Origin of the sequence: Pseudomonas sp. Pse1 (assembly GCF_024519635.1) — a bacterium.
Classification (GTDB): domain Bacteria; phylum Pseudomonadota; class Gammaproteobacteria; order Pseudomonadales; family Pseudomonadaceae; genus Aquipseudomonas.
Genome location: NZ_JALJRO010000002.1, coordinates 269,032 through 287,439 on the forward strand (window position 1 = coordinate 269,032; position 18,408 = coordinate 287,439).

Sequence of the window (18,408 nt, forward strand, 5' to 3'; positions counted from 1 at the left end):
TCAAAAAGGATCATGACGATGACAGAAACCCTGGTGAATACCGACACCCCCAACCTGCTGAAAAAGAGTCAGGTCATTCAACAAATCAGTCGCGGCCCGACGATCGAAGAAGTCGCCGCCCAACTGCTGCGCCAAGCCCTGAAGGCGATCTATCCCGACCGTGATATCGATCCGGATCGAGCGATGATCGGCACGCCTCAATGGCGCTTGGTGGACGACTCTCTTGCGCCGATGCCGACCCGGTTCGAGTCGCTGACAAAAACGCTGATACGGCAGTTTTTCACTTCCAGCAGGGCCAATTACCTGGAGGGCGAACACTTCCTGACAATGGACCCGCTGACTCACCCGGTGGTGCACCTGGATATCAGCATCGAAGCCATTGCCACGCTCCTGAATGACTACACACCGCTGCTCTACGTAGCTTTCGGGGAGTTCCAACTGGAGTACTGGAACCATAAAGGTCGACATGCCGTGCATTGGCTTGAGCTGTCCGCGGCCTTGCGCAAAACCCTGGATGTGCAACAGGTCAAGGGCTGGGATCATGTCCAGTGCCAAGTGGCTCGGGCCGTCGCACGCGACCCTGATAAAAAGGAACGGCAGCGCCATGATCCCGCGCTTTCGGCAATCAGTGCGTGTCTGATCGATGTCGATACGGTCGATGCCCAAGGCATCACACGCCACCAGCTGCTGGCGGGTGCAGCCGTGCTCAAAGGGCGATATCAGGACCGCGATCTGCTGATGATGTACACGGTCGAAGACGGGTACGAAACGTTCGACAGCCTGGCACAGCTGGGTGCTTCGCTGCCGGAACGCATCAAGACGCTGGCGCCGGGACAGAAGCTTGTGTGGCAGTTGTATGAGCCAGAAGGCAACTTCTTCGATCACATGGCCTGGGCCCTGGTCACAAGCCAATTGGATGCCATCCGCGCAATTACCCAGGAGGGGCCTGCCGGCAAATCGGACAGTCCCCCCGGCTCAGCCGATCTGATCGAAAAGGCTGGTCTTGAGGAGAAGAACACCCTCGTCAGCCTGGACAGCGCCATACCCGACTGGCTGTTCGACGCCTCAGCGACCGACCTCGACCACTACAGCCAGGCAATCGACGCACTGGGAAAACTGCACAAACACAGTGACAAGAAGCTGTTGCGGATCTCTCCCATCGACACCTACGCCCAGCAACGCATGCGCGAGGCGATCATTGCCGAGAGGCCATCCGCCGCCAAGCTGGCGCTCGACAACCTGCGCATCACCATTACCAATAGTTTTGAGTCCGGCGGGCTGACCTTGCCCAACCCGCTCGACGTGCACACCGAAACCCTGGGCGAATATGCCCTGCAGAACAATGCACCGTATCAAGCCACGCTGCGCTTCGAACCACCGCAGCCCGTCCCCGCATGGCTCGACGCGGCTTACCTGACGACCATCGCCAGCCAGGTTGATATCGGCGAAGCCTACCCGCGCCTGATCCGTGACAAACTGCTCGATGACCCGGAGCAGGCGCCGTTGCAGCGCGATTTCTATATCAACCAGATACGCACCCTGCTGCCGTTGATTGCGCTGGAGTGCAAGATCCGCCGCATCGGCGGCATTGATGAACTGGGCTACCGCTACATCCGCGAATGGCTCAATCCACCACCAGCCCACTCACACCCGGTGCTGATACGTCCGCTGACCTTCGTCCGCTCCGGGACCACCGAGGGTGACACCGTTGCCAACATGTTCATCATTGCCCCGCAGCACCCTGCAGGCGGCCCCTGCCTGCTCTATCGACCGCTGTTCGAACAACCGTTGCTGCAGTTTCCGTCAACGCAAAACCTGCTGTATGCCCTGCACCAACCGGGCGAGTTAAGGGATTCGGTGCTGGCATGGCTGCCCGACTCGAACATCACCTTCAAATACGCCCAATATACTTTCCCCGTCGGCCTGCCCAGCCCTTGGCTCAGCACTCAGCTATTGTCCGAACCCTGGACCTCCGTGAGCTGGGCCGGACCCGTCGAGCTCTCAGCCAAGGCGCTGACAGGCGATGTCTTTCCTACCCTGTTCAACACCCATGCCCTGGCCATGGCCGAACTCGCCGACCGCCAGTCGCTGTCCAATACTCAACGTCGCTGGGCCATGCTCCAGGACAGTGGATGGGCACTCTTCAACGTCGCGGCGAATTTTCTCGGGGGTACGGCCGGCGCTGCGATTTGGATCTGGCAAAGCCTCGCTCAACTTGAACAGGTGCAGCGCGCCTGGCAACGCGGCGATACCCATGCCCAATGGAGCGCCATCGGCGACATGCTGCTGAATCTGGGGATGATCCTTGCCCATCACGCCGCCAGTCGACGCAAGACCGGTCCGCGCACAACCCGGCAGCTAGACCAGGAAGCGTGGCTCAAGAGCACCGATATTGTTGTCACCCAGCCCGCCGCCACTCCGGACGTGACGCTGCGAGCCGACATGCTGACGGGGGAACTGCCCTCCAACCATCTGTCCTCGCTTGAGCCTAATGGCTCGGTGCCCCACCGCTCGCCCACGGCATTGGCTCACTACCTCGATAGCCTGGCAGTGAGGACCCTCGATATCACCAAGCCGGAGGTGCAGACCTTGCTGCGCGACAAAGCCTCGTTATACCAACTGGACTCACGGGTCTATGCACAGGTCGGCGAACGCTGGTTCCAGGTTCAGGAAAACGAAGATCAGCACGTGCAAATCGTGTATCCACACTCACCCTCGAAGACTGGTCCGCTGTTGATTCACAACCAACAGGGACAATGGTTTGTCGACACCCGGCTGCGTTTGCGTGGAGGGGCTGGCGGCACCAGTCTGCGCAATGCACTCAGGGCACAGCGCCAGGCCAAGGAGCAGGAAAGGAACCAGTTGGGTGCCACACTGGAAACCTTCAAGCGTCAGGAACCAGCCAACAACGCCGCATTGAAAAAAGCTCAGTCCGACATGGAGGCCACAACCGGAGCCGAGCACGAACAGGCAACCGCGCGGTATTTGGGTCAAGTGGAAAAGCTTATCGGCGAGTACGACCAAGCTTTGCAAACCCTCGTGCAATGGCGCCTGAAAGGCGGCACAGAAGGCTACCTGAATGACATGCAGCGCCTGTCGATCGAGCTGCAAAAGAACCTTGCGCTGTGGTTCGCACTCAAGCGCACCCGCTATACAAAACTCACCCAAATGCTGGCCGATGACGCCGAGCTGGAATCCACCAGCCTGTTCCAGACATACGTCGAAGGCGTCAGGCAGACCATGGCATTGAGCCATGAACTCATTGCCCGCCTGGAGCTTTCCCAGAAATCTCTTGCAGTCCTTGAGGCCACCGGCAGCGCGGGCATGACCACGGCACAAAGCCTGCGCAAATTGCTTCCGGCGTTTAACCAATGGGACTTGAAGTCCAACGAAATCGGTATGTCCCATGAAATCTGTTTGCGCGGTACTGCCACCGTAAACGTTGAGCCGGCTCGCGAAGCGGTGGGATCCCTGATTCTCGAGGCCGCCACCGCTGCCCACCATCATTCGGCCATGCTCAGATCGCCCCTGGACGCCGAATCCAGCGCCCAGCGGATCGAACATCTGACCCGCCTGATCGACGTCTATGCCGACGCGAATCAACGACTGACCGACCTGCCTGGCGAATACCCCGATAAAATTGAAGCCACTGAGGTTGCACGGGTCGGCGCCTTGATTGATGAGTTCAAGCAGTTGGCCCAAGAGCAACTGGATACTCTCCTGCCGGATGGGGAGCGTATCGAGCCGCCGACGCCCCAACCACCGAGTGCAGGGCCATCTCGGCCCGTGGGCAAGGTCACCAAGACTCGGCCGCGCAATGCACCACCCGCAAAAACCTCACCAGCGGCCGAATTGCCTCTGGCCGAGTTTCTGCCTGCCAAGCCCAAGGCCAATGCGCCACCCCTGGTTGACGACATCGATATTCTCGACGACGCGCTGGCACTCAATGAAGGCGTCCAGGACTTTATCGAGCGAACCCGTAAAGACGCCTTCAGGCCCAATCGAATTCCGGCGGACATGCAGGACGTGTTCGATCAACAGGCGCAACGACTGGAGCAAGCCGCAGTCAATGTCGAGCCAGCGCTGGAACGCCTGCGCGCTTCAGGAAAAAACCGGCCTCCTGTCGGCAATCTGAGCCAACAACTCAACAACGCGGCCCTTCAATTGCGTAAACAAGGCATCAGTGTCCGCGCCGCTCTGCTGAAGAGTCGTCAACCTCGTCAGGCGTACGTGCAGTGGCTGCTGGACAACAATCAGGTGCGCATCGTCAGGAACGAACAAGGTCGAATCAAGACCAAAAAGCGCCAGGATTACTTTCAGGAGTATCGGATTCTCGACAGCAGCCATAACGACCAGGTTCTGTGGCTGGCGCACTTTCACTATGACTCGCTTGCCGCGCCCGCCCATCAATTCAGTGTTGCTCACCTGAAGATTGCCGACCCGCAGTTGCAACAGTTGAGTAAAGAGCAGCGCCTGGCGCTCACTACCCTGGCACCCATCGACTACGTGCTGCGACGCATCAGCGACCCATCCCTGTTTCTGAAACTCGAACAGCAGTCCTGAGGCCAGCGGACGGGGTGCGAGCCCGTCCGCTTCACCCCACGCCCCACGCCTTGCGTAAACGCTCGAGTGCCGCCGCTATCGCCGCTTCGGGCACGGCGGCAAACCCCAACACCAGTCCGGCACGCTGGTCTTCAGGCGTCACCGAATCTGCCAGCCAGTAACTGCTCAAACCATTAATCTCGACATCGACACTGCGCGCGAGATCGATTAATTCCCGCTCACGCGAGAGGCTGTCGACCGACACCGTCAGGTGCAGCCCGGCCGCCACGGAGGGCAGCTTGCCAATGCCGGGGACACCTGTAGGCCAGCCGTTCAATACGACATTGCGGCGGCTCAGCGCGGCCCTGCGCATACGACGGATGTGCCGCTGAAAATGGCCGGCAGCCATGAATTCGGCCATCACCGCCTGGGTGCTGACTTCAGAATGCCGCACATCCACCGCGCGGCGCCGGGCGAATGCGTCCACCAGCCCCTGCGGCAGCACCAGATATCCCAAACGCAACGCGGGGAACGCGACCTTGCCGAAGGTGCCGACGTAGAGCACCCGCCCCTGCCGATCCAGGGCCGCCAGAGGCGCCAAGGGTGCGCCGCTGTAGCGGTACTCGCCATCGTAATCGTCCTCGATAATCCATCCGTTGCTGCGTTCGGCCCAGGCCAACAGCTCCAGGCGCCGTGCCAGGCTCATGATGACCCCAGTGGGGTATTGATGGGAGGGCGTGACATAGGCCAACCGGCAATCGGCCAATGCATTCAGTTCGGCGCAACTGATGCCTTCGCTATCCACTGATACACCGTGTAAACGCGCGCCGGCGACCGCGAAAGCATGCCCCGCCGCGCGATAGCCGGGGTTTTCCACAGCCACGCCATCCCCCGACGCCACCAGCAGCTGTGCACAAAGGCTGATTCCCTGCTGCGCGCCACTGGTGATCACAATTTGTTCAGCGCTGCATTGCATACCCCGTGAGCTGCGCAGATAGGCGGCAATCATCCCGCGCAGACGTGCATCGCCTTCAGGAGCGCCATAACACAACTGCTGCAAATCCGGTTTGCGCCAGAAAGCCGCGTTGAGCTTGGCCCAGACCTCGAATGGGAACAGATCGAAAGCCGGTACGCCGACCCGAAATGCCCGTGGCGGCCCGCTGGGCGGCCGGGGTAAATGGTGCTTTTCGACGCGCGCCAAGGCGTCGCTGTGGATAACTTTGCTGGATAAATCAACAGGTGAATCCAGCCAATTTGTGGATAAGGCTGTGGGTAAGCCTGTCGATAACCCTGTGGATACTTTTGTGGATAGTTTTCCGGGTGGTAAGGCATTTGCCGGTAATTGCGCCACATAGGTGCCATCGCCTACCCGTCCCTCAATGAAGCCCTCGGCATACAGTTGATCGTAGGCACGTACCACGCTGTTGCGCGATATCGCCAGGGCCGCGGCCAGATCCCGACTCGCCGGTAACCGGGTGCCGCTCGCCAGGCGGCCGTCGAGTACACGCGTGCGCAGTGCCTGATAGAGCTGACGGCTCAAACCCTGACGACGGTCGAGCGTGATGCCCGCCGGGTTGAATGACAAGGAAAGCGGCGCATCGGTCATGGCAATGGACCTATGAAATTGGTCTTTAATGGCTCTTACAACAGACCAATAGCCTGCCTAGGATGCACACATTCGCCAAGGAAATTTTCCATGTATACGCCCAAAGCCTTCGCCATCGACGATTTACCGACACTGCAACAGCACATGCTCGACACCCGGCTGGCGATTGTTGTAACCCAGGACGAACAGGGCCTGCAGGCCAGTCATCTGCCATTGCTGCTGGATACCGCACAAGGCCCGAATGGCACCCTATACGGGCACTTTGCCAAGGCCAATCCGCAATGGCGGGCATTGCAGGAGGGTGCCGAGGTGCTGGTGATTTTCCCCGGTGCCGACGCCTACGTGAGCCCCGGGTTTTATCCGTCCAAGGCCGAACACGGCAAAGTCGTGCCGACCTGGAACTATGTGGCTGTCCACGCGTACGGCAGCGCCGAGGTGTTCACCGATGCCGAGCGTTTGCTCACGCTGGTCAGCGCGTTAACTGATCGGCATGAGGCGGGCCGCGTCCAGCCCTGGAAAGTCGTCGATGCCCCCGCCGACTACATCGACAGCATGCTCAAGGCCATCGTCGGCTTTGCCCTGCCGATCCAGCGCCTGGAAGGCAAGCGCAAACTCAGTCAGAACCGCAACACCACAGACATCGCCGGCGTACGCGAAGGGCTGAGCGCCAGCCCCGACCTCCACGACCAGGCCCTCGCCCACTTGATGCCCAAGGAATGAACATGAGTCAGATCGAGATTCGCCGAGTCACCGCCGCCGACCACGCCGCCTGGCTGCCGCTGTGGCAAACCTACCTGCGCTTCTACAACACCGAACTGCCGGACGCGGTCAGCGAAAACACCTGGCAACGCCTGCTCGACCCCAGCGAACCGACCCACGCCGCGCTCGCCTGGGCCGACGACAAAGCCGTCGGCATGGTGCATTTCATCTACCATCGCTCGAACTGGAGCATTGAAAACTCCTGCTACCTGCAAGACTTGCTGGTCGCACCTGAAACCCGTGGCACCGGTGTCGGCCGCCAGTTGATCGAGTTCGTCTACAGTACCGCCAAGGCCGACGGTTGCTGCAAGGTGCACTGGCTGACCCACGAAACCAACGCCACCGCGATCCAGCTCTATGAGCGCATTGCCGAGCGTCCCGGTTTCATCCAATTTCGCAAAACCCTTTGAGAGGCCAGGAGAAACACATGACGATTTCACTCGCAGACTGGAAAGGCGTCCCGCCGCCGTCGGTGCAATTGATCGAAGGACGCTTCATACGCCTCGAAAAACTCGACCCGGCGCGCCATGCCGAAGGTCTTTTCAACGCATTTCAGGGCCCCGGCGCCGACCCGAAACTCTGGGATTACCTGCCTTACGGCCCCTTCACCGAGCGCAGCGTTTTCAATGACTGGCTGAACAACCACGCCGCTCACAGCGACCCGTATTTCTTCACCGTCATCGACCGTGTCAGTGGCGATATTCAGGGCATCCTCAGCCTGATGTCGATCGTCCCGGCTCAGGGCCGCATCGAAATCGGCCACGTCACCTTCGGCGCACCGATGCAGCGTTCGCCGAAAAGCACCGAGGCGGTCTACCTGTTGGCCAAACACGCTTTCGAACTCGGCTACCGTCGCCTGGAGTGGAAGTGCAACAACGGCAACGCCCGCTCCAAGTACGCTGCCGAACGTCTGGGCTTCAGCTTCGAAGGCGTGTTCCGCCAGCACATGGTGGTCAAGGGGCAGAATCGTGATACCGCCTGGTATTCGATCCTCGATGGGGAATGGCCAACGATCCGCGCTGGGTTCGAGCAGTGGCTGGCGGACGACAATCAGACCGCGACCGGTCAGGTGAAGACGCTGGTGGAGTGCCGCGGCTGATGGGTCAAAGGGGTGACGCCTGATTGATCGCCCGGCGAATTTTCACCACGCCCATTTGCATGCCAAATGGGCGCAATACGGCGTTAAGCGACTTCAGCGTCTGATTGCCTTCCCCGTGCTCAATGTGGACCAGGGTGCGCACCGAAATTTTGCACATCCTGGCGAACTGACTCTGGTGCAAACCAGTGACCTCAACCCGCAAGCGGCGCACGGCGTCACCGATGCTCAAGCTGTCCTCGGCCAGGCCTTGCTGAATACCTTCAATCAGCAGCGTCCGCTCTGCCACGCTCATGCTCATTGCAAACCCCACTCCTTTAAACGTTGCTCAAGATGCCGAAGCCCTATGCGCGGATGATTCATTGTCACCTCTGGCAAACCGCTAGCGGTCAATAGATCCGGGAGCGCAAGCAGGCGCGCAGCCTCATTGCGCAACCGCTCGAAGATCACGGGAGAATCGACGATCCCCGTCAGAGCCTCACACACGCCACGCCAATCGACATCCCCTGCTATCTCCAACTCCCGTGACCATTTGGTGGTGCGGGTAATGCCTTCGTCGTCCATCACCATGGGTGCCAAATCGTAAATGGGCGCCAGTTCGAATGAATCGGCGTGGCGAATGATTGCGGTATTACGACCGTGGTTATCGGAATTGCCGAGGATTTTATTGAGCAGGTCACGACGCAGGTAATCCAGCACCAGATCCTCGACCTGCGCGTCTTGGCCAGCAGATTGCCAGAGACCAGCGAGCAGCCAGATCACGTCGAGGTGACTCATGGCACTCCCAGGCAATCGGAGCGGGGGCGCTCACGGCACCCGCGAAAGGGCTGGGGATATTTTCAATATGCTCAACCAGATAGCTGGTTTCGTAACCAAAGCTGCAGCGGCTGTCGAAACCTCGTTCGGGTTCATCAAACGTCACGGTCATGGCGTCCTGCCAATTTCCGACGTTATAAATCTGCAGTGTCAATGCCAGCATCGTTTGCTCCTGCATTTTAATGCACGTTGATTCATCAGGCGTTTACTGTAGATGCAATATAGTGCATTCAACAACGATGAGCAGCACTGATAGATGCATTAAAATGCAGTTTTATTGAAATCATGATCCGCTATACGCATTAAAATGCATTTAGCCTAATAGGTGCATATAAACCGCACAAAAAAAGGGGAGCATGTGCTCCCCCGAGGTAAAACGTTGCAGATGAAGGCGTTTGATCAGCCTTCGATCTCGATCAGGATTTCACCCGGATTGACACGGTCGCCCTTGGCTACGTGAATCGCGGTGACCTTGCCGGCGATGGCCGATTGCACTTCGGTTTCCATCTTCATCGCTTCGGTGATCAGTACGGCCTGGCCGGCTTTGACGGTGTCGCCTTCCTTGACCAGCACGTCGACGATGTTGCCCGGCATGGTGGTGCTGACGTGACCCGGTGCAGTGGCTTGCTTGCGCTTGCTGCTGCCGCCGCCGACGAATTCGTTGAGCGGTTCGAACACCACTTCTTCCGGCATGCCGTCAATGGACAGGTAGAAGTGACGCTTGCCTTCGGCCTTGACGCCCACACCAGTGATGTCGACGCGGTAGGTTTCGCCGTGCACGTCGATGACGAACTCAGTCGGTACCCCTTCGCCGCCCGCCGAGGCCACGCCGCCTGCTTCAGGAATCGGCAGCAGGACTTCCGGAACCAGGGTGCCGGCTTCGCGCTCCTCGAGGAACTTGCGCCCGATATCCGGGAACATGGCGTAAGTCAGCACGTCTTCTTCAGACTTGGCCAGTGCGCCGATGTCGTTGCGCAGCTTGGTCATCTCCGGCTTCAGCAGGTCCGCTGGGCGCACGTCGATCACTTCCTCGTTGCCGATTGCCTGGCGACGCAGATTCTCGTCAACCTGGCCTGGCGCCTTGCCGTAACCGCCTTGCAGGTACAGCTTCACTTCATTGGTGATGGTCTTGTAGCGCTCGCCAGCCAGCACGTTGAAGAACGCCTGGGTGCCGACGATCTGCGACGTCGGGGTGACCAGCGGTGGGTAGCCAAGGTCGTGACGCACCCGCGGAATCTCCGCCAGCACTTCGCTCATGCGGTTCAGAGCGCCCTGCTCTTTCAACTGGTTGGCCAGGTTGGAAATCATCCCGCCCGGTACCTGGTTGACTTGCACACGGGTGTCGACCGCAGTGAATTCGCTTTCGAACTGGTGGTATTTCTTGCGCACGGCATAGAAGTACAGGCCGATCTCTTGCAGCAATTCCAGGTCGAGGCCGGTATCGAACTCGGTGCCTTTAAGCGCGGCGACCATCGATTCGGTGCCCGGGTGGCTGGTGCCCGAGGCGAAGCTGGAGATCGCGGTGTCGATGTGATCGGCACCGTTTTCGATCGCCTTGAGTTGGCACATCGCGGCCAGGCCGGCGGTGTCGTGGGAGTGGATGAACACCGGCAGCGATTGCTCGCTCTTCAGTGCCTTGACCAGCTCGCCGGTAGCGTACGGGGTCAGCAGGCCAGCCATGTCCTTGATCGCCACCGAGTCGCAACCCATGGCTTCCATCTGCTTGGCCTGGTTCACGAAGGCGTCGATGGTGTGCACCGGGCTGGTGGTGTAGGCGATGGTGCCCTGGGCATGTTTGCCGGCGGCTTTCACCGCTTCGATCGCCACACGCAGGTTACGCACGTCGTTCATCGCGTCGAAGATGCGGAACACGTCGATACCGTTGACTGCCGCCTTGGCCACGAAGGCCTTGACCACGTCGTCGCTGTAGTGACGGTAGCCCAGCAGGTTCTGGCCGCGCAGGAGCATTTGCAGACGGGTGTTGGGCAGTGCCGCGCGCAGTTTGCGCAGACGCTCCCACGGGTCTTCCTTGAGGAAGCGCACGCAGGCATCGAAGGTCGCGCCGCCCCAGCATTCCAGCGACCAGTAGCCGACTTTGTCGAGCTTGTCGCAAATCGGCAGCATGTCTTCGGTGCGCATGCGGGTGGCGAGCAGCGACTGATGGGCGTCGCGCAGGATGGTGTCGGTAACGTGGATCTTGGACATTGTTATATTCCTCACAGGCCTGCGTGGGCGGCGATGGCGGCGGCGATGGCCAGGGCCAGCTCTTCGGGTTTGCGCTTGATCGAGTAGTTGGTCAGTTCAGGGTGGCTTTCGACGAAGCTGGTATTGAACTGGCCGCTACGGAATTCCGGGTTACGCAGGATTTCCTGGTAGTACGCGGCAGTGGTCTTGACCCCTTGCAGACGCATGTCATCCAGCGCGCGCAGGCCACGATCCATCGCCTCTTCCCAGGTCAACGCCCAGACCACCAGTTTCAGACACATCGAGTCGTAGAACGGTGGAATGGTGTAGCCGGTGTAGATCGCTGTGTCGGTACGTACGCCGGGACCGCCGGGTGCGTAGTAACGAGTGATCTTGCCGAAGCTGGGCAGGAAGTTGTTTTTCGGGTCTTCGGCGTTGATCCGGAACTGCAGGGCGAAACCGCGGTGCTGGATATCTTCCTGTTTCACCGACAGCGGCAGGCCGGACGCAATGCGGATCTGCTCACGGACGATGTCGATCCCGGTGATTTCCTCGGTGATGGTGTGTTCCACCTGCACCCGGGTGTTCATCTCCATGAAGTACACCTCGCCCTCGGCGAGCAGGAACTCCACGGTGCCGGCGTTCTCGTAACCCACGGCCTTGGCCGCACGTACCGACAGGTCGCCGATGTAGGCGCGCTGCTCGGGCGTCAGTTGCGGGCTCGGGGCGATCTCGATGAGTTTCTGGTTGCGGCGCTGGATCGAGCAGTCACGCTCGAACAGGTGCACCACGTTGCCAAAGCTGTCGCCGAGGATCTGCGCTTCGATGTGCTTGGGATTGACGATGCACTTTTCCAGGAACACTTCCGCCGAACCGAAGGCCTTGGTGGCTTCGGAAATGACTCGCGGGAAGTTCTGTTCGAGTTCTTCACGGCTGTTGCAGCGACGAATACCGCGGCCGCCACCACCGGAAGTGGCCTTGAGCATCACTGGGTAGCCGATACGGTCGCCTTCGGCCAACGCTTCCTCGATGCCCGAGACGTTGCCTTCGGTGCCCGGGGTTACCGGCACGCCCGCCTTGATCATGCTGCGGCGCGCTTCGGTCTTGTCGCCCATGCGACGAATGACTTCCGCCGACGGGCCGATGAACTTGATCCCGCGCTCGGCGCAGATATCCGCCAGTTCAGCGTTTTCCGACAGGAAGCCGTAGCCTGGGTGCAACGCATCGCAACCGGTTTCCACCGCCAGGTTCACCAGCTTGCGCGGGTTCAGGTAGCCGGCCAGCGGCTCGGCACCAATGCTGTGAGCCTCGTCGGCACGCTTGACGTGCAAGGCATGGCGATCGGCATCGGAATAGATCGCGACCGAGCGAATGCCCATCTCGGCGCAGGCACGTACGATTCGTACGGCAATCTCACCACGGTTGGCGATCAGGATCTTTGTTATCACTTGGAGTTTCCCTTGAGCCGGTTGCTACCCACGACCCGCTAGACTGGGGTCGGCGCGTGACTAAATGTTTCAAGTCAGTCGCAGGCCCACACTATCCCGCTCAAGGAATTAACAAAAATCAATAATAATTGGGTTAGTCATAAGTAAAGACTTATAGTTAAACCATCGACTGCCGGCCGGAGCCTCTATAAGATGCGTAAGTCATTGATGCGTATGACATTACGTCAGCTTCAGATCTTTAACGAGGTCTGCGATTTGCGTTCCTACAGTCGCGCAGCTGAAGAAATGTCTCTCACTCAGCCGGCCGTCAGCCTACAAATTCGTCAGCTTGAAGAGCTGATTGGTCAACCTTTGTTCGATTATGTCGGCAAAAAGCTCTACATGACCGAGGCCGCTGAAGCGTTACAGCGAGCCAGTCGAGACATTTTCGGCCGCCTGGAAAACCTCGATATGCAGCTGTCCGACATGCAAGGATCGCTGCAGGGACAACTCAAACTGGCGGTGGAATCCAGCGCCAAATACTTCGTCCCGCACCTGTTCGCCGCCTTCAAGCGCCAGCATCCGGAGGTCAATCTGCAGCTGACGGTAGTCAACCGCGGCCAGGTCATCCGACGCCTCTCGGACAACCGCGATGACCTGGTGATCATGTCCATGGTGCCCCAGGACATGGGCCTGGAGTTTCTGCCCTTCCTCAATAACCCCATCGTCGCAGTGGCCCCACCGGATCACCCGCTGTGCCACATGGGGCCATTGCGCCTGCAGGACCTGGAGCCCTATACCTTGTTGCTGCGCGAGCCGGGCTCAGGGACGAGGCTGGCCTGTGAGGAGTATTTCAAGGAAAAGCGCGTGCACTTCAACCAGACCCAGGAGGTCTCGTCGGCCGAAGCGCAGCGTGAATGCGTGGCGGCGGGTCTGGGCATAGCGCTGTTGACGCGGCACGCCCTGAACCTGGAGTTGGCAACCGGCGGTCTCAAAGAGCTGCCCGTCGAAGAGTTGCCGTTGTTCCGCAGCTGGTGCCTGGTGCAAGCCAAGGCGAAGCGCCTGTCACCGGTGGCACATGCATTTCTTGGATTTATCCGCAGCGAACGCGTGCAGATCAGCGCGCTGGTTGAGCGCTTCGGCGGGAAGTTGCCGACGCCGCCTGCCAGTAATTGAGTTCCAGACTGTCGGGAAAATCGCCTATTTCAGCGAGAAGTTGCCGCTGCTCGCAGCGATCTTCAATCGCACGACGGAACGCCATGCGGCGTTGATCTTCTTGCTGACGGCGGGTTTTGACAGCGCTGTTGCGTTCTTCGTAGGGCTGGGCCATTTCGAGTCTCCCAAGGCGTGTACGGGAGTTTCACGATAGGGCTCGGGGATGACGGTTTGGCGGCGCGAGGGTTACAGACAGATGAATGTTGACCTCATCCGGGCTTAGTCATCCAGCGCTTTCACCGACTTGGGCGATAGCCGCAGGCTGCGAAGGCTGCGTTTGACGCTCTTGAGGTGATTGACCAGGCTCGGTCCGCGCGCCATGGCAACTCCCATGGCCAGGACATCGATCACCACCAGGTGGGCGATCCGCGAGGTCAGTGGCGTATAGATTTCGGTATCTTCATGCACGTCGATCGCCAGATTGACAGTCGACAGCTCAGCCAATGGCGTCTGGCTCGGGCAGAGAGTGATCAAAGACGCGCCGCTTTCACGCACCAGGTTGGCGGTAATCAACAAGTCCTTGGAGCGGCCCGACTGGGAGATACAGATCGCCACGTCACTGGGCTTGAGCGTCACCGCCGACATCGCCTGCATATGCGGGTCGGAATAGGCCGCGGCCGTGAGCAGCAAGCGGAAGAACTTATGCTGGGCGTCCGCCGCCACGGCACCCGAGGCACCAAAACCGTAGAACTCGACACGCTGGGCCTGGGACATCAAGGATACAGCCCGCTGCAGCTCCACAGGATCGAGCTTCTCGCGAACCTCCATCAGCGTGTGCAGGGTGGTGTCGAAAATTTTCAGGCTGTAATCGGCGACCGAGTCGTCTTCGTGAATAGCGAACTGTCCAAAACTCGCGCCGGCCGCCAGGCTCTGCGCCAGTTTCAACTTGAGATCCTGGAAGCCGGAACAACCGATGGCGCGACAGAAACGCACGATAGTCGGTTCGCTGATGCCCACACTATGGGCAAGATCCGCCATGGAGCTGTGCATCACCGCCGCAGGGTCAAGCAGCACGTGATCGGCAACCTTGAGCTCCGATTTGCGTAACAGGTGGCGAGACTGGGCGATATGTTGCAACAGGTTCAAAGGGCAGGACTCGTCGGTAGGGGCTGGCGCCGGGGAGGTAGTACGCTTGTAGTTATACTACAAGAATCCGCTTTTTGCCTGCCCAATGCGTAACCGCGTCCCTCGATTTCAGCTGGGCGCACCTCATGTAGCACTGTCAGGCGGGCGCGTTATCCGCTGCCACCCCTCGAACCAGGCTTCCTGACCAGTTATTCAGGCACTCAACCCAGTTGCGCAAGCCAAATATGTAACCTTACAAACACACTAATTAAATACCGCGAAAATCAGAAGTGCCTTGGTTAAATCCCATGCGCAGGAAGCAATTAATCTTTAATCATGGAGCATTAACCAATGAATGTTAAAAGCAAAAACTGGACTGCACAAATCGATCGCATGCCCGGCACAAAGCCTAATTTCCGTGTCTACGGAACCGTCACCGTTGCCCACCCGGGCATCACGCCGAAGCTGGTCAAGAGCCCGGTACAGGACACGCCATATCTACCACTGGAGCTGATTCTGGAAAGCAACGATGGAATCAACATTCAGGTCGAGACAGACAAGTTTGTCGAATACAAAGTTGAAGGCGACTACCCTGTAAGCGCCGTTGGAATCCACTATAAAGGCCAACTAATCCAGCACATCGATGAAGTGCTGGTCACCCAGTAAATCCTCATTAACCTCCCGACAGTGCACCTATGACTTTCGGGAGGCTCACTGACGTTTCAAGACTTGAACGGCATCCCGCTCACGCAGCAGACACCCAAGCCCCTCGGCCTCCATCGGCCTGCTGATCAAATAACCCTGCACTTCGTCACAGTGTTCGGCCTTGAGGAACTCGAGCTGCTCGACTCGCTCGACCCCTTCAGCCACCACCTTGAGCGACAGGCCATGGGCCATGGCGATGATTGCTCGGGTAATGGCCACGTCGGCATCGCCCTCGCCAAGCCCGCGAATGAAGGCCTGATCGATTTTCACGTAATCCACCGGAATGCGTTTGAGGTAGCTCAACGACGAATATCCAGTGCCAAAATCGTCGATAGCCAGCTTTACCCCCAGATCGCGCAATTGCCGAAAGGTCACGATGATGTGCTCAACACTGTCGAGTAACTGGCTTTCGGTCAGCTCCAGCTCCAGGTAGTGCGGCGCTAGTCCGGTTTCATCAAGGACCTGGCGCACCAGACTGACCAACTTGCCCTGGCGCAATTGATGGACCGATAGATTGACCGACACCCGGATCGGCTCCAGCCCCTGACGCTGCCACTCACACGCCTGCCAACAGGCCTGGCGCAATACAAACTCGCCAATCGAGCCGATCAGCCCGGTCTCCTCGGCCAGGCCGATAAAGTCCCCCGGCGGCACCCGCCCCATCGTTGGGTGATCCCAGCGCACCAATGCCTCAGCGGCGTTCAGGCGACCTGTGGCCAGGCACAGCTTGGGCTGGTAATAGACTTTAAGCTGCTGCTCCTCGATGGCCTTGCGCAACTGGTTTTCCAATTGCAATCGCTCAAGGGTACTGGCCTGAAGGCTGTCGGTATAAAACTGGAAGTTGTTACCTCCCAAATGCTTTGCATGCTGCATGGCCATATTCGATTGGCTGACCAGCGTCGAAATTTGCCGGGCATTGTCCGGCAACATGCTGATACCCATCGACGCACTCACGACCAGCTCATGCCCTTCGATGGTCATTGGCACGCGCAGCTTATTCGCCAGTCGGGTCGCCACCCGCGCCAGGCTCGACAAACTGCCATAGGCATCGAAAAGCACGGCAAACTCATCGCTGGACAGGCGAGCGATGGTGTCCGCTTCCGGCAGCGCATTGACCAGGCGTCGAGCCATCTTCTGCAACAGTTGGTCGGCCACATCATGACCAAGGCTGTCATTGAGTAACTTGAAACGGTCGAGGTTGATATGCAGCAACGCCAGACTGCGACCTCCCTGCTGCACGCGTTGATGGGCTTCATGCAGGCGCTCACGGAACAACGAACGATTCGCCAGGCCCGTCAGGTCGTCATAGTGGGTCAGGTAGCGCATTCGTTCTTCAGCGGCGCGGCGCGCCGAAAGATCGGCGAAGAACCCTACTATATGACTGACGTTTCCTCGGCGATCGCGCACTACGCTTAGTTGCAGCCATTGCGGATACAGCTCACCGTTTTTACGGGCCTCGACCAGTTCTCCCTGCCAATGACCCGACTGCTCCAGGGCTTTCTGGATCGATGGAAAGTGCCGACGCGCATCACGACTGCAGGGTAGCTCGACCACATTGCGCCCCAGCAGATCCTCCATCTGATAACCGCTGACCCGGCTGAACGCCTGATTGACGGCAATCAGTATGTAGTTCGGGTCGAGGATCACGATGCCTTCACTGGCCGCTTCAAACACCGTCGCCGCTAACTGGCGTTGCTCCTCCAGATCTTTGCTGACGCTGATGTCGCGGCGCGTCCCGACCATGCGCAACACCCGCCCTGCCGGGCTGCGCTGCACGGCGCGCCCCCGATCTTCGATCCACACCCAATGTCCGTCGCCATGGCGCACCCGATATTCGATCTGATAGTCCTCACTGCGCCCCTTCAGATGCTCCACCAACGCCCGCCGCAGCGGCGGTAAGTCCTCAGGATGCAAGCGCGGTTTCAATTGACTGGGCATCCCGGTGACGAAAGCCGGCTCAATACCGAGCAACTCTTCAAGCTGGGTGTGGTGCACTTCATCGGTTTGGAGATTCCAGTCCCACAAGCCCAATTCACTGGCCTTCAGCGCCAACGCCAGACGGGCTTCGCTTTTGCTCAAAGCCTGATTGGCGTCGTCCAGTTCAAGACTGCTTTGCGCCACCCGGCCTTGCAGCTCTACCTGTGCGGCGCGCAATAGCGCTTCCGCCTCGCGGCGCTGCTCGACTTCCCGCGCCAGGGCCTGGTTAAGCTGATCACTATCACTTTGCGCCTGCTGCAGGTGCTCGATCAGCGCCTGATTCTGGAAGCGGCGCAATAACCGTCCATGGATCAAGCGATTGACCTGCCATGCCACCACACTCAGGGCGCCCAGCAGGATCAAACCAAGCCAGCCCCATCCCTGCTGTTGTTCGTTCGCTCCCCAAAACAGATAACCAACGGCTGGCAGCAGACAAGGCAGGGTAAACGACAGAAAAGCCGGCGCGCTGACCGCATACGCCACACTGGCCGAGAGTGTTGCCGCACCGATCAGGCCGAACACCCAGGCTTGCTGAAGGAAATTGTCGGTGGGCGCAAGGGCGATGCCGGCTGCGGCCAGGGTCAGGCCGCTGACGGCGGATCCCAAGAGAAACATGCGTCGCCAGATTGGCTGGGCTTGACGGCTGGGCATCGCCGAATCGAAGGCCGCCACTTGAATGACCCGCAATGCCACCAGTAATAACAGCCACACCAGCCAGACACTGATCAGCCAAGAGCGCGGCGGGCTCCAGAGCAGGCCGGCGCATACCAGGCCGTTGAGTAACATGAACAACGTCGGCAGCAGCGAGCCCTGATAAAGCAGCCGTGTGCGCTCAACCGCCAGCTCCATGGCGTATTGCTTGCGGATAACCTGCGGCTCGACAAAGGCGCCAGCCAGGCTGGAGTTGGGGGTCATAGGCAAGGATCTTGTTCTTATAAGAAGTGGCCACGCTGGGCCGAAACATCACCGGAGCATACACAAGCAATGGTCCTGACCAAACCGCCACGGCGGATAAA

The 18,408-nt window shown here is 59.3% G+C and carries 13 protein-coding genes and 1 pseudogene; 6 read left to right on the forward strand and 8 right to left on the reverse strand.

Features of this window, described 5'->3' with window-relative positions; translation table 11 throughout:
* Positions 1-18: 18 nt before the first annotated feature.
* Complete coding sequence (locus NR126_RS03940) at positions 19-4,563, forward strand: hypothetical protein (protein ID WP_256829706.1); 4,545 nt, start codon at positions 19-21, stop codon at positions 4,561-4,563.
* Between the two features lie 31 nt (positions 4,564-4,594).
* Here NR126_RS03940 and NR126_RS03945 read toward each other — a convergent pair whose 3' ends face one another.
* Positions 4,595-6,148 (reverse strand): PLP-dependent aminotransferase family protein, encoded by a 1,554-nt coding sequence (locus NR126_RS03945; RefSeq protein WP_256829707.1) that lies wholly within the window; start codon positions 6,146-6,148, stop codon positions 4,595-4,597.
* Positions 6,149-6,238: 90 nt separating this feature from the next.
* Between NR126_RS03945 and NR126_RS03950 the strand changes: the two genes are divergently transcribed.
* Genes NR126_RS03950 through NR126_RS03960 form a run of 3 tightly spaced genes read left to right on the forward strand, consistent with a single transcriptional unit; the run spans position 6,239 to position 8,006 of the window.
* Positions 6,239-6,868 (forward strand): FMN-binding negative transcriptional regulator, encoded by a 630-nt coding sequence (locus NR126_RS03950; protein WP_027616767.1) that lies wholly within the window; start codon positions 6,239-6,241, stop codon positions 6,866-6,868.
* Between the two features lie 2 nt (positions 6,869-6,870).
* The gene (locus tag NR126_RS03955; RefSeq protein WP_105753553.1) at positions 6,871-7,317 is read left to right on the forward strand and encodes a GNAT family N-acetyltransferase; all 447 of its coding nucleotides are present in this window, start codon (positions 6,871-6,873) and stop codon (positions 7,315-7,317) included.
* Positions 7,318-7,334: 17 nt separating this feature from the next.
* The gene (locus NR126_RS03960; protein ID WP_027616765.1) at positions 7,335-8,006 is read left to right on the forward strand and encodes a GNAT family N-acetyltransferase; all 672 of its coding nucleotides are present in this window, start codon (positions 7,335-7,337) and stop codon (positions 8,004-8,006) included.
* Positions 8,007-8,010: 4 nt separating this feature from the next.
* Here the strand turns inward: NR126_RS03960 and NR126_RS03965 are convergent, their stop codons facing one another.
* The 4 genes and pseudogenes from NR126_RS03965 to NR126_RS03980 all read right to left on the reverse strand — a co-directional run bounded on the left by NR126_RS03965 (position 8,011) and on the right by NR126_RS03980 (position 12,451).
* Positions 8,011-8,304 carry a helix-turn-helix domain-containing protein gene (locus tag NR126_RS03965; protein WP_105753552.1) on the reverse strand — a complete coding sequence of 98 codons (294 nt, stop codon included), beginning with the start codon at positions 8,302-8,304 and terminating at the stop codon, positions 8,011-8,013.
* Positions 8,301-8,792: pseudogene (locus tag NR126_RS03970) on the reverse strand (HipA domain-containing protein); the annotation flags it as partial. The pseudogene NR126_RS03970 and the gene NR126_RS03965, both read right to left, overlap by 4 nt.
* Positions 8,793-9,218: 426 nt before the next feature.
* Positions 9,219-11,024, reverse strand: a complete 1,806-nt coding sequence (gene oadA / locus NR126_RS03975; RefSeq protein WP_033865966.1) for a sodium-extruding oxaloacetate decarboxylase subunit alpha — start codon at positions 11,022-11,024, stop codon at positions 9,219-9,221.
* Positions 11,025-11,035: 11 nt separating this feature from the next.
* Complete coding sequence (locus NR126_RS03980; RefSeq protein ID WP_027616761.1) at positions 11,036-12,451, reverse strand: acetyl-CoA carboxylase biotin carboxylase subunit; 1,416 nt, start codon at positions 12,449-12,451, stop codon at positions 11,036-11,038.
* A gap of 192 nt (positions 12,452-12,643) precedes the next feature.
* On the opposite strand from NR126_RS03980, the gene NR126_RS03985 reads away from it, so the two are divergent.
* Positions 12,644-13,606, forward strand: a complete 963-nt coding sequence (locus NR126_RS03985) for a LysR family transcriptional regulator (protein WP_027616760.1) — start codon at positions 12,644-12,646, stop codon at positions 13,604-13,606.
* Here the strand turns inward: NR126_RS03985 and NR126_RS03990 are convergent.
* Both NR126_RS03990 and hexR read right to left on the reverse strand, forming a co-directional pair.
* Positions 13,548-13,760 (reverse strand): PA3496 family putative envelope integrity protein, encoded by a 213-nt coding sequence (locus tag NR126_RS03990; RefSeq protein WP_105753550.1) that lies wholly within the window; start codon positions 13,758-13,760, stop codon positions 13,548-13,550. The genes NR126_RS03985 and NR126_RS03990 overlap by 59 nt on opposite strands.
* A 104-nt stretch (positions 13,761-13,864) precedes the next feature.
* A complete protein-coding gene (hexR, locus tag NR126_RS03995) occupies positions 13,865-14,731 on the reverse strand; it encodes a transcriptional regulator HexR (protein ID WP_007896526.1) in 867 nt (288 codons plus the stop codon).
* A 330-nt stretch (positions 14,732-15,061) separates the two neighbouring features.
* Between hexR and NR126_RS04000 the strand changes: the two genes are divergently transcribed.
* Positions 15,062-15,376 carry a hypothetical protein gene (locus NR126_RS04000; RefSeq protein WP_027616759.1) on the forward strand — a complete coding sequence of 105 codons (315 nt, stop codon included), beginning with the start codon at positions 15,062-15,064 and terminating at the stop codon, positions 15,374-15,376.
* A 45-nt stretch (positions 15,377-15,421) separates the two neighbouring features.
* On the opposite strand, the gene NR126_RS04005 is transcribed toward NR126_RS04000, so the two are convergent.
* Entirely contained in the window at positions 15,422-18,307 is a 2,886-nt protein-coding gene (locus NR126_RS04005; protein WP_256829709.1) for a bifunctional diguanylate cyclase/phosphodiesterase, read from the reverse strand.
* Positions 18,308-18,408 lie beyond the last annotated feature (101 nt).

Bases quoted from the DNA above. Each gene is read 5' to 3' on its own strand.
- NR126_RS03940 (WP_256829706.1), top strand. From the start codon at position 19: ATGACAGAAACCCTGGTGAATACCGACACCCCCAACCTGCTGAAAAAG.
- NR126_RS03945 (WP_256829707.1), bottom strand. From the start codon at position 6,148: ATGACCGATGCGCCGCTTTCCTTGTCATTCAACCCGGCGGGCATCACG.
- NR126_RS03950 (WP_027616767.1), top strand. From the start codon at position 6,239: ATGTATACGCCCAAAGCCTTCGCCATCGACGATTTACCGACACTGCAA.
- NR126_RS03955 (WP_105753553.1), top strand. From the start codon at position 6,871: ATGAGTCAGATCGAGATTCGCCGAGTCACCGCCGCCGACCACGCCGCC.
- NR126_RS03960 (WP_027616765.1), top strand. From the start codon at position 7,335: ATGACGATTTCACTCGCAGACTGGAAAGGCGTCCCGCCGCCGTCGGTG.
- NR126_RS03965 (WP_105753552.1), bottom strand. From the start codon at position 8,304: ATGAGCATGAGCGTGGCAGAGCGGACGCTGCTGATTGAAGGTATTCAG.
- oadA (WP_033865966.1), bottom strand. From the start codon at position 11,024: ATGTCCAAGATCCACGTTACCGACACCATCCTGCGCGACGCCCATCAG.
- NR126_RS03985 (WP_027616760.1), top strand. From the start codon at position 12,644: ATGCGTAAGTCATTGATGCGTATGACATTACGTCAGCTTCAGATCTTT.
- NR126_RS03990 (WP_105753550.1), bottom strand. From the start codon at position 13,760: ATGGCCCAGCCCTACGAAGAACGCAACAGCGCTGTCAAAACCCGCCGT.
- NR126_RS04000 (WP_027616759.1), top strand. From the start codon at position 15,062: ATGAATGTTAAAAGCAAAAACTGGACTGCACAAATCGATCGCATGCCC.
- NR126_RS04005 (WP_256829709.1), bottom strand. From the start codon at position 18,307: ATGACCCCCAACTCCAGCCTGGCTGGCGCCTTTGTCGAGCCGCAGGTT.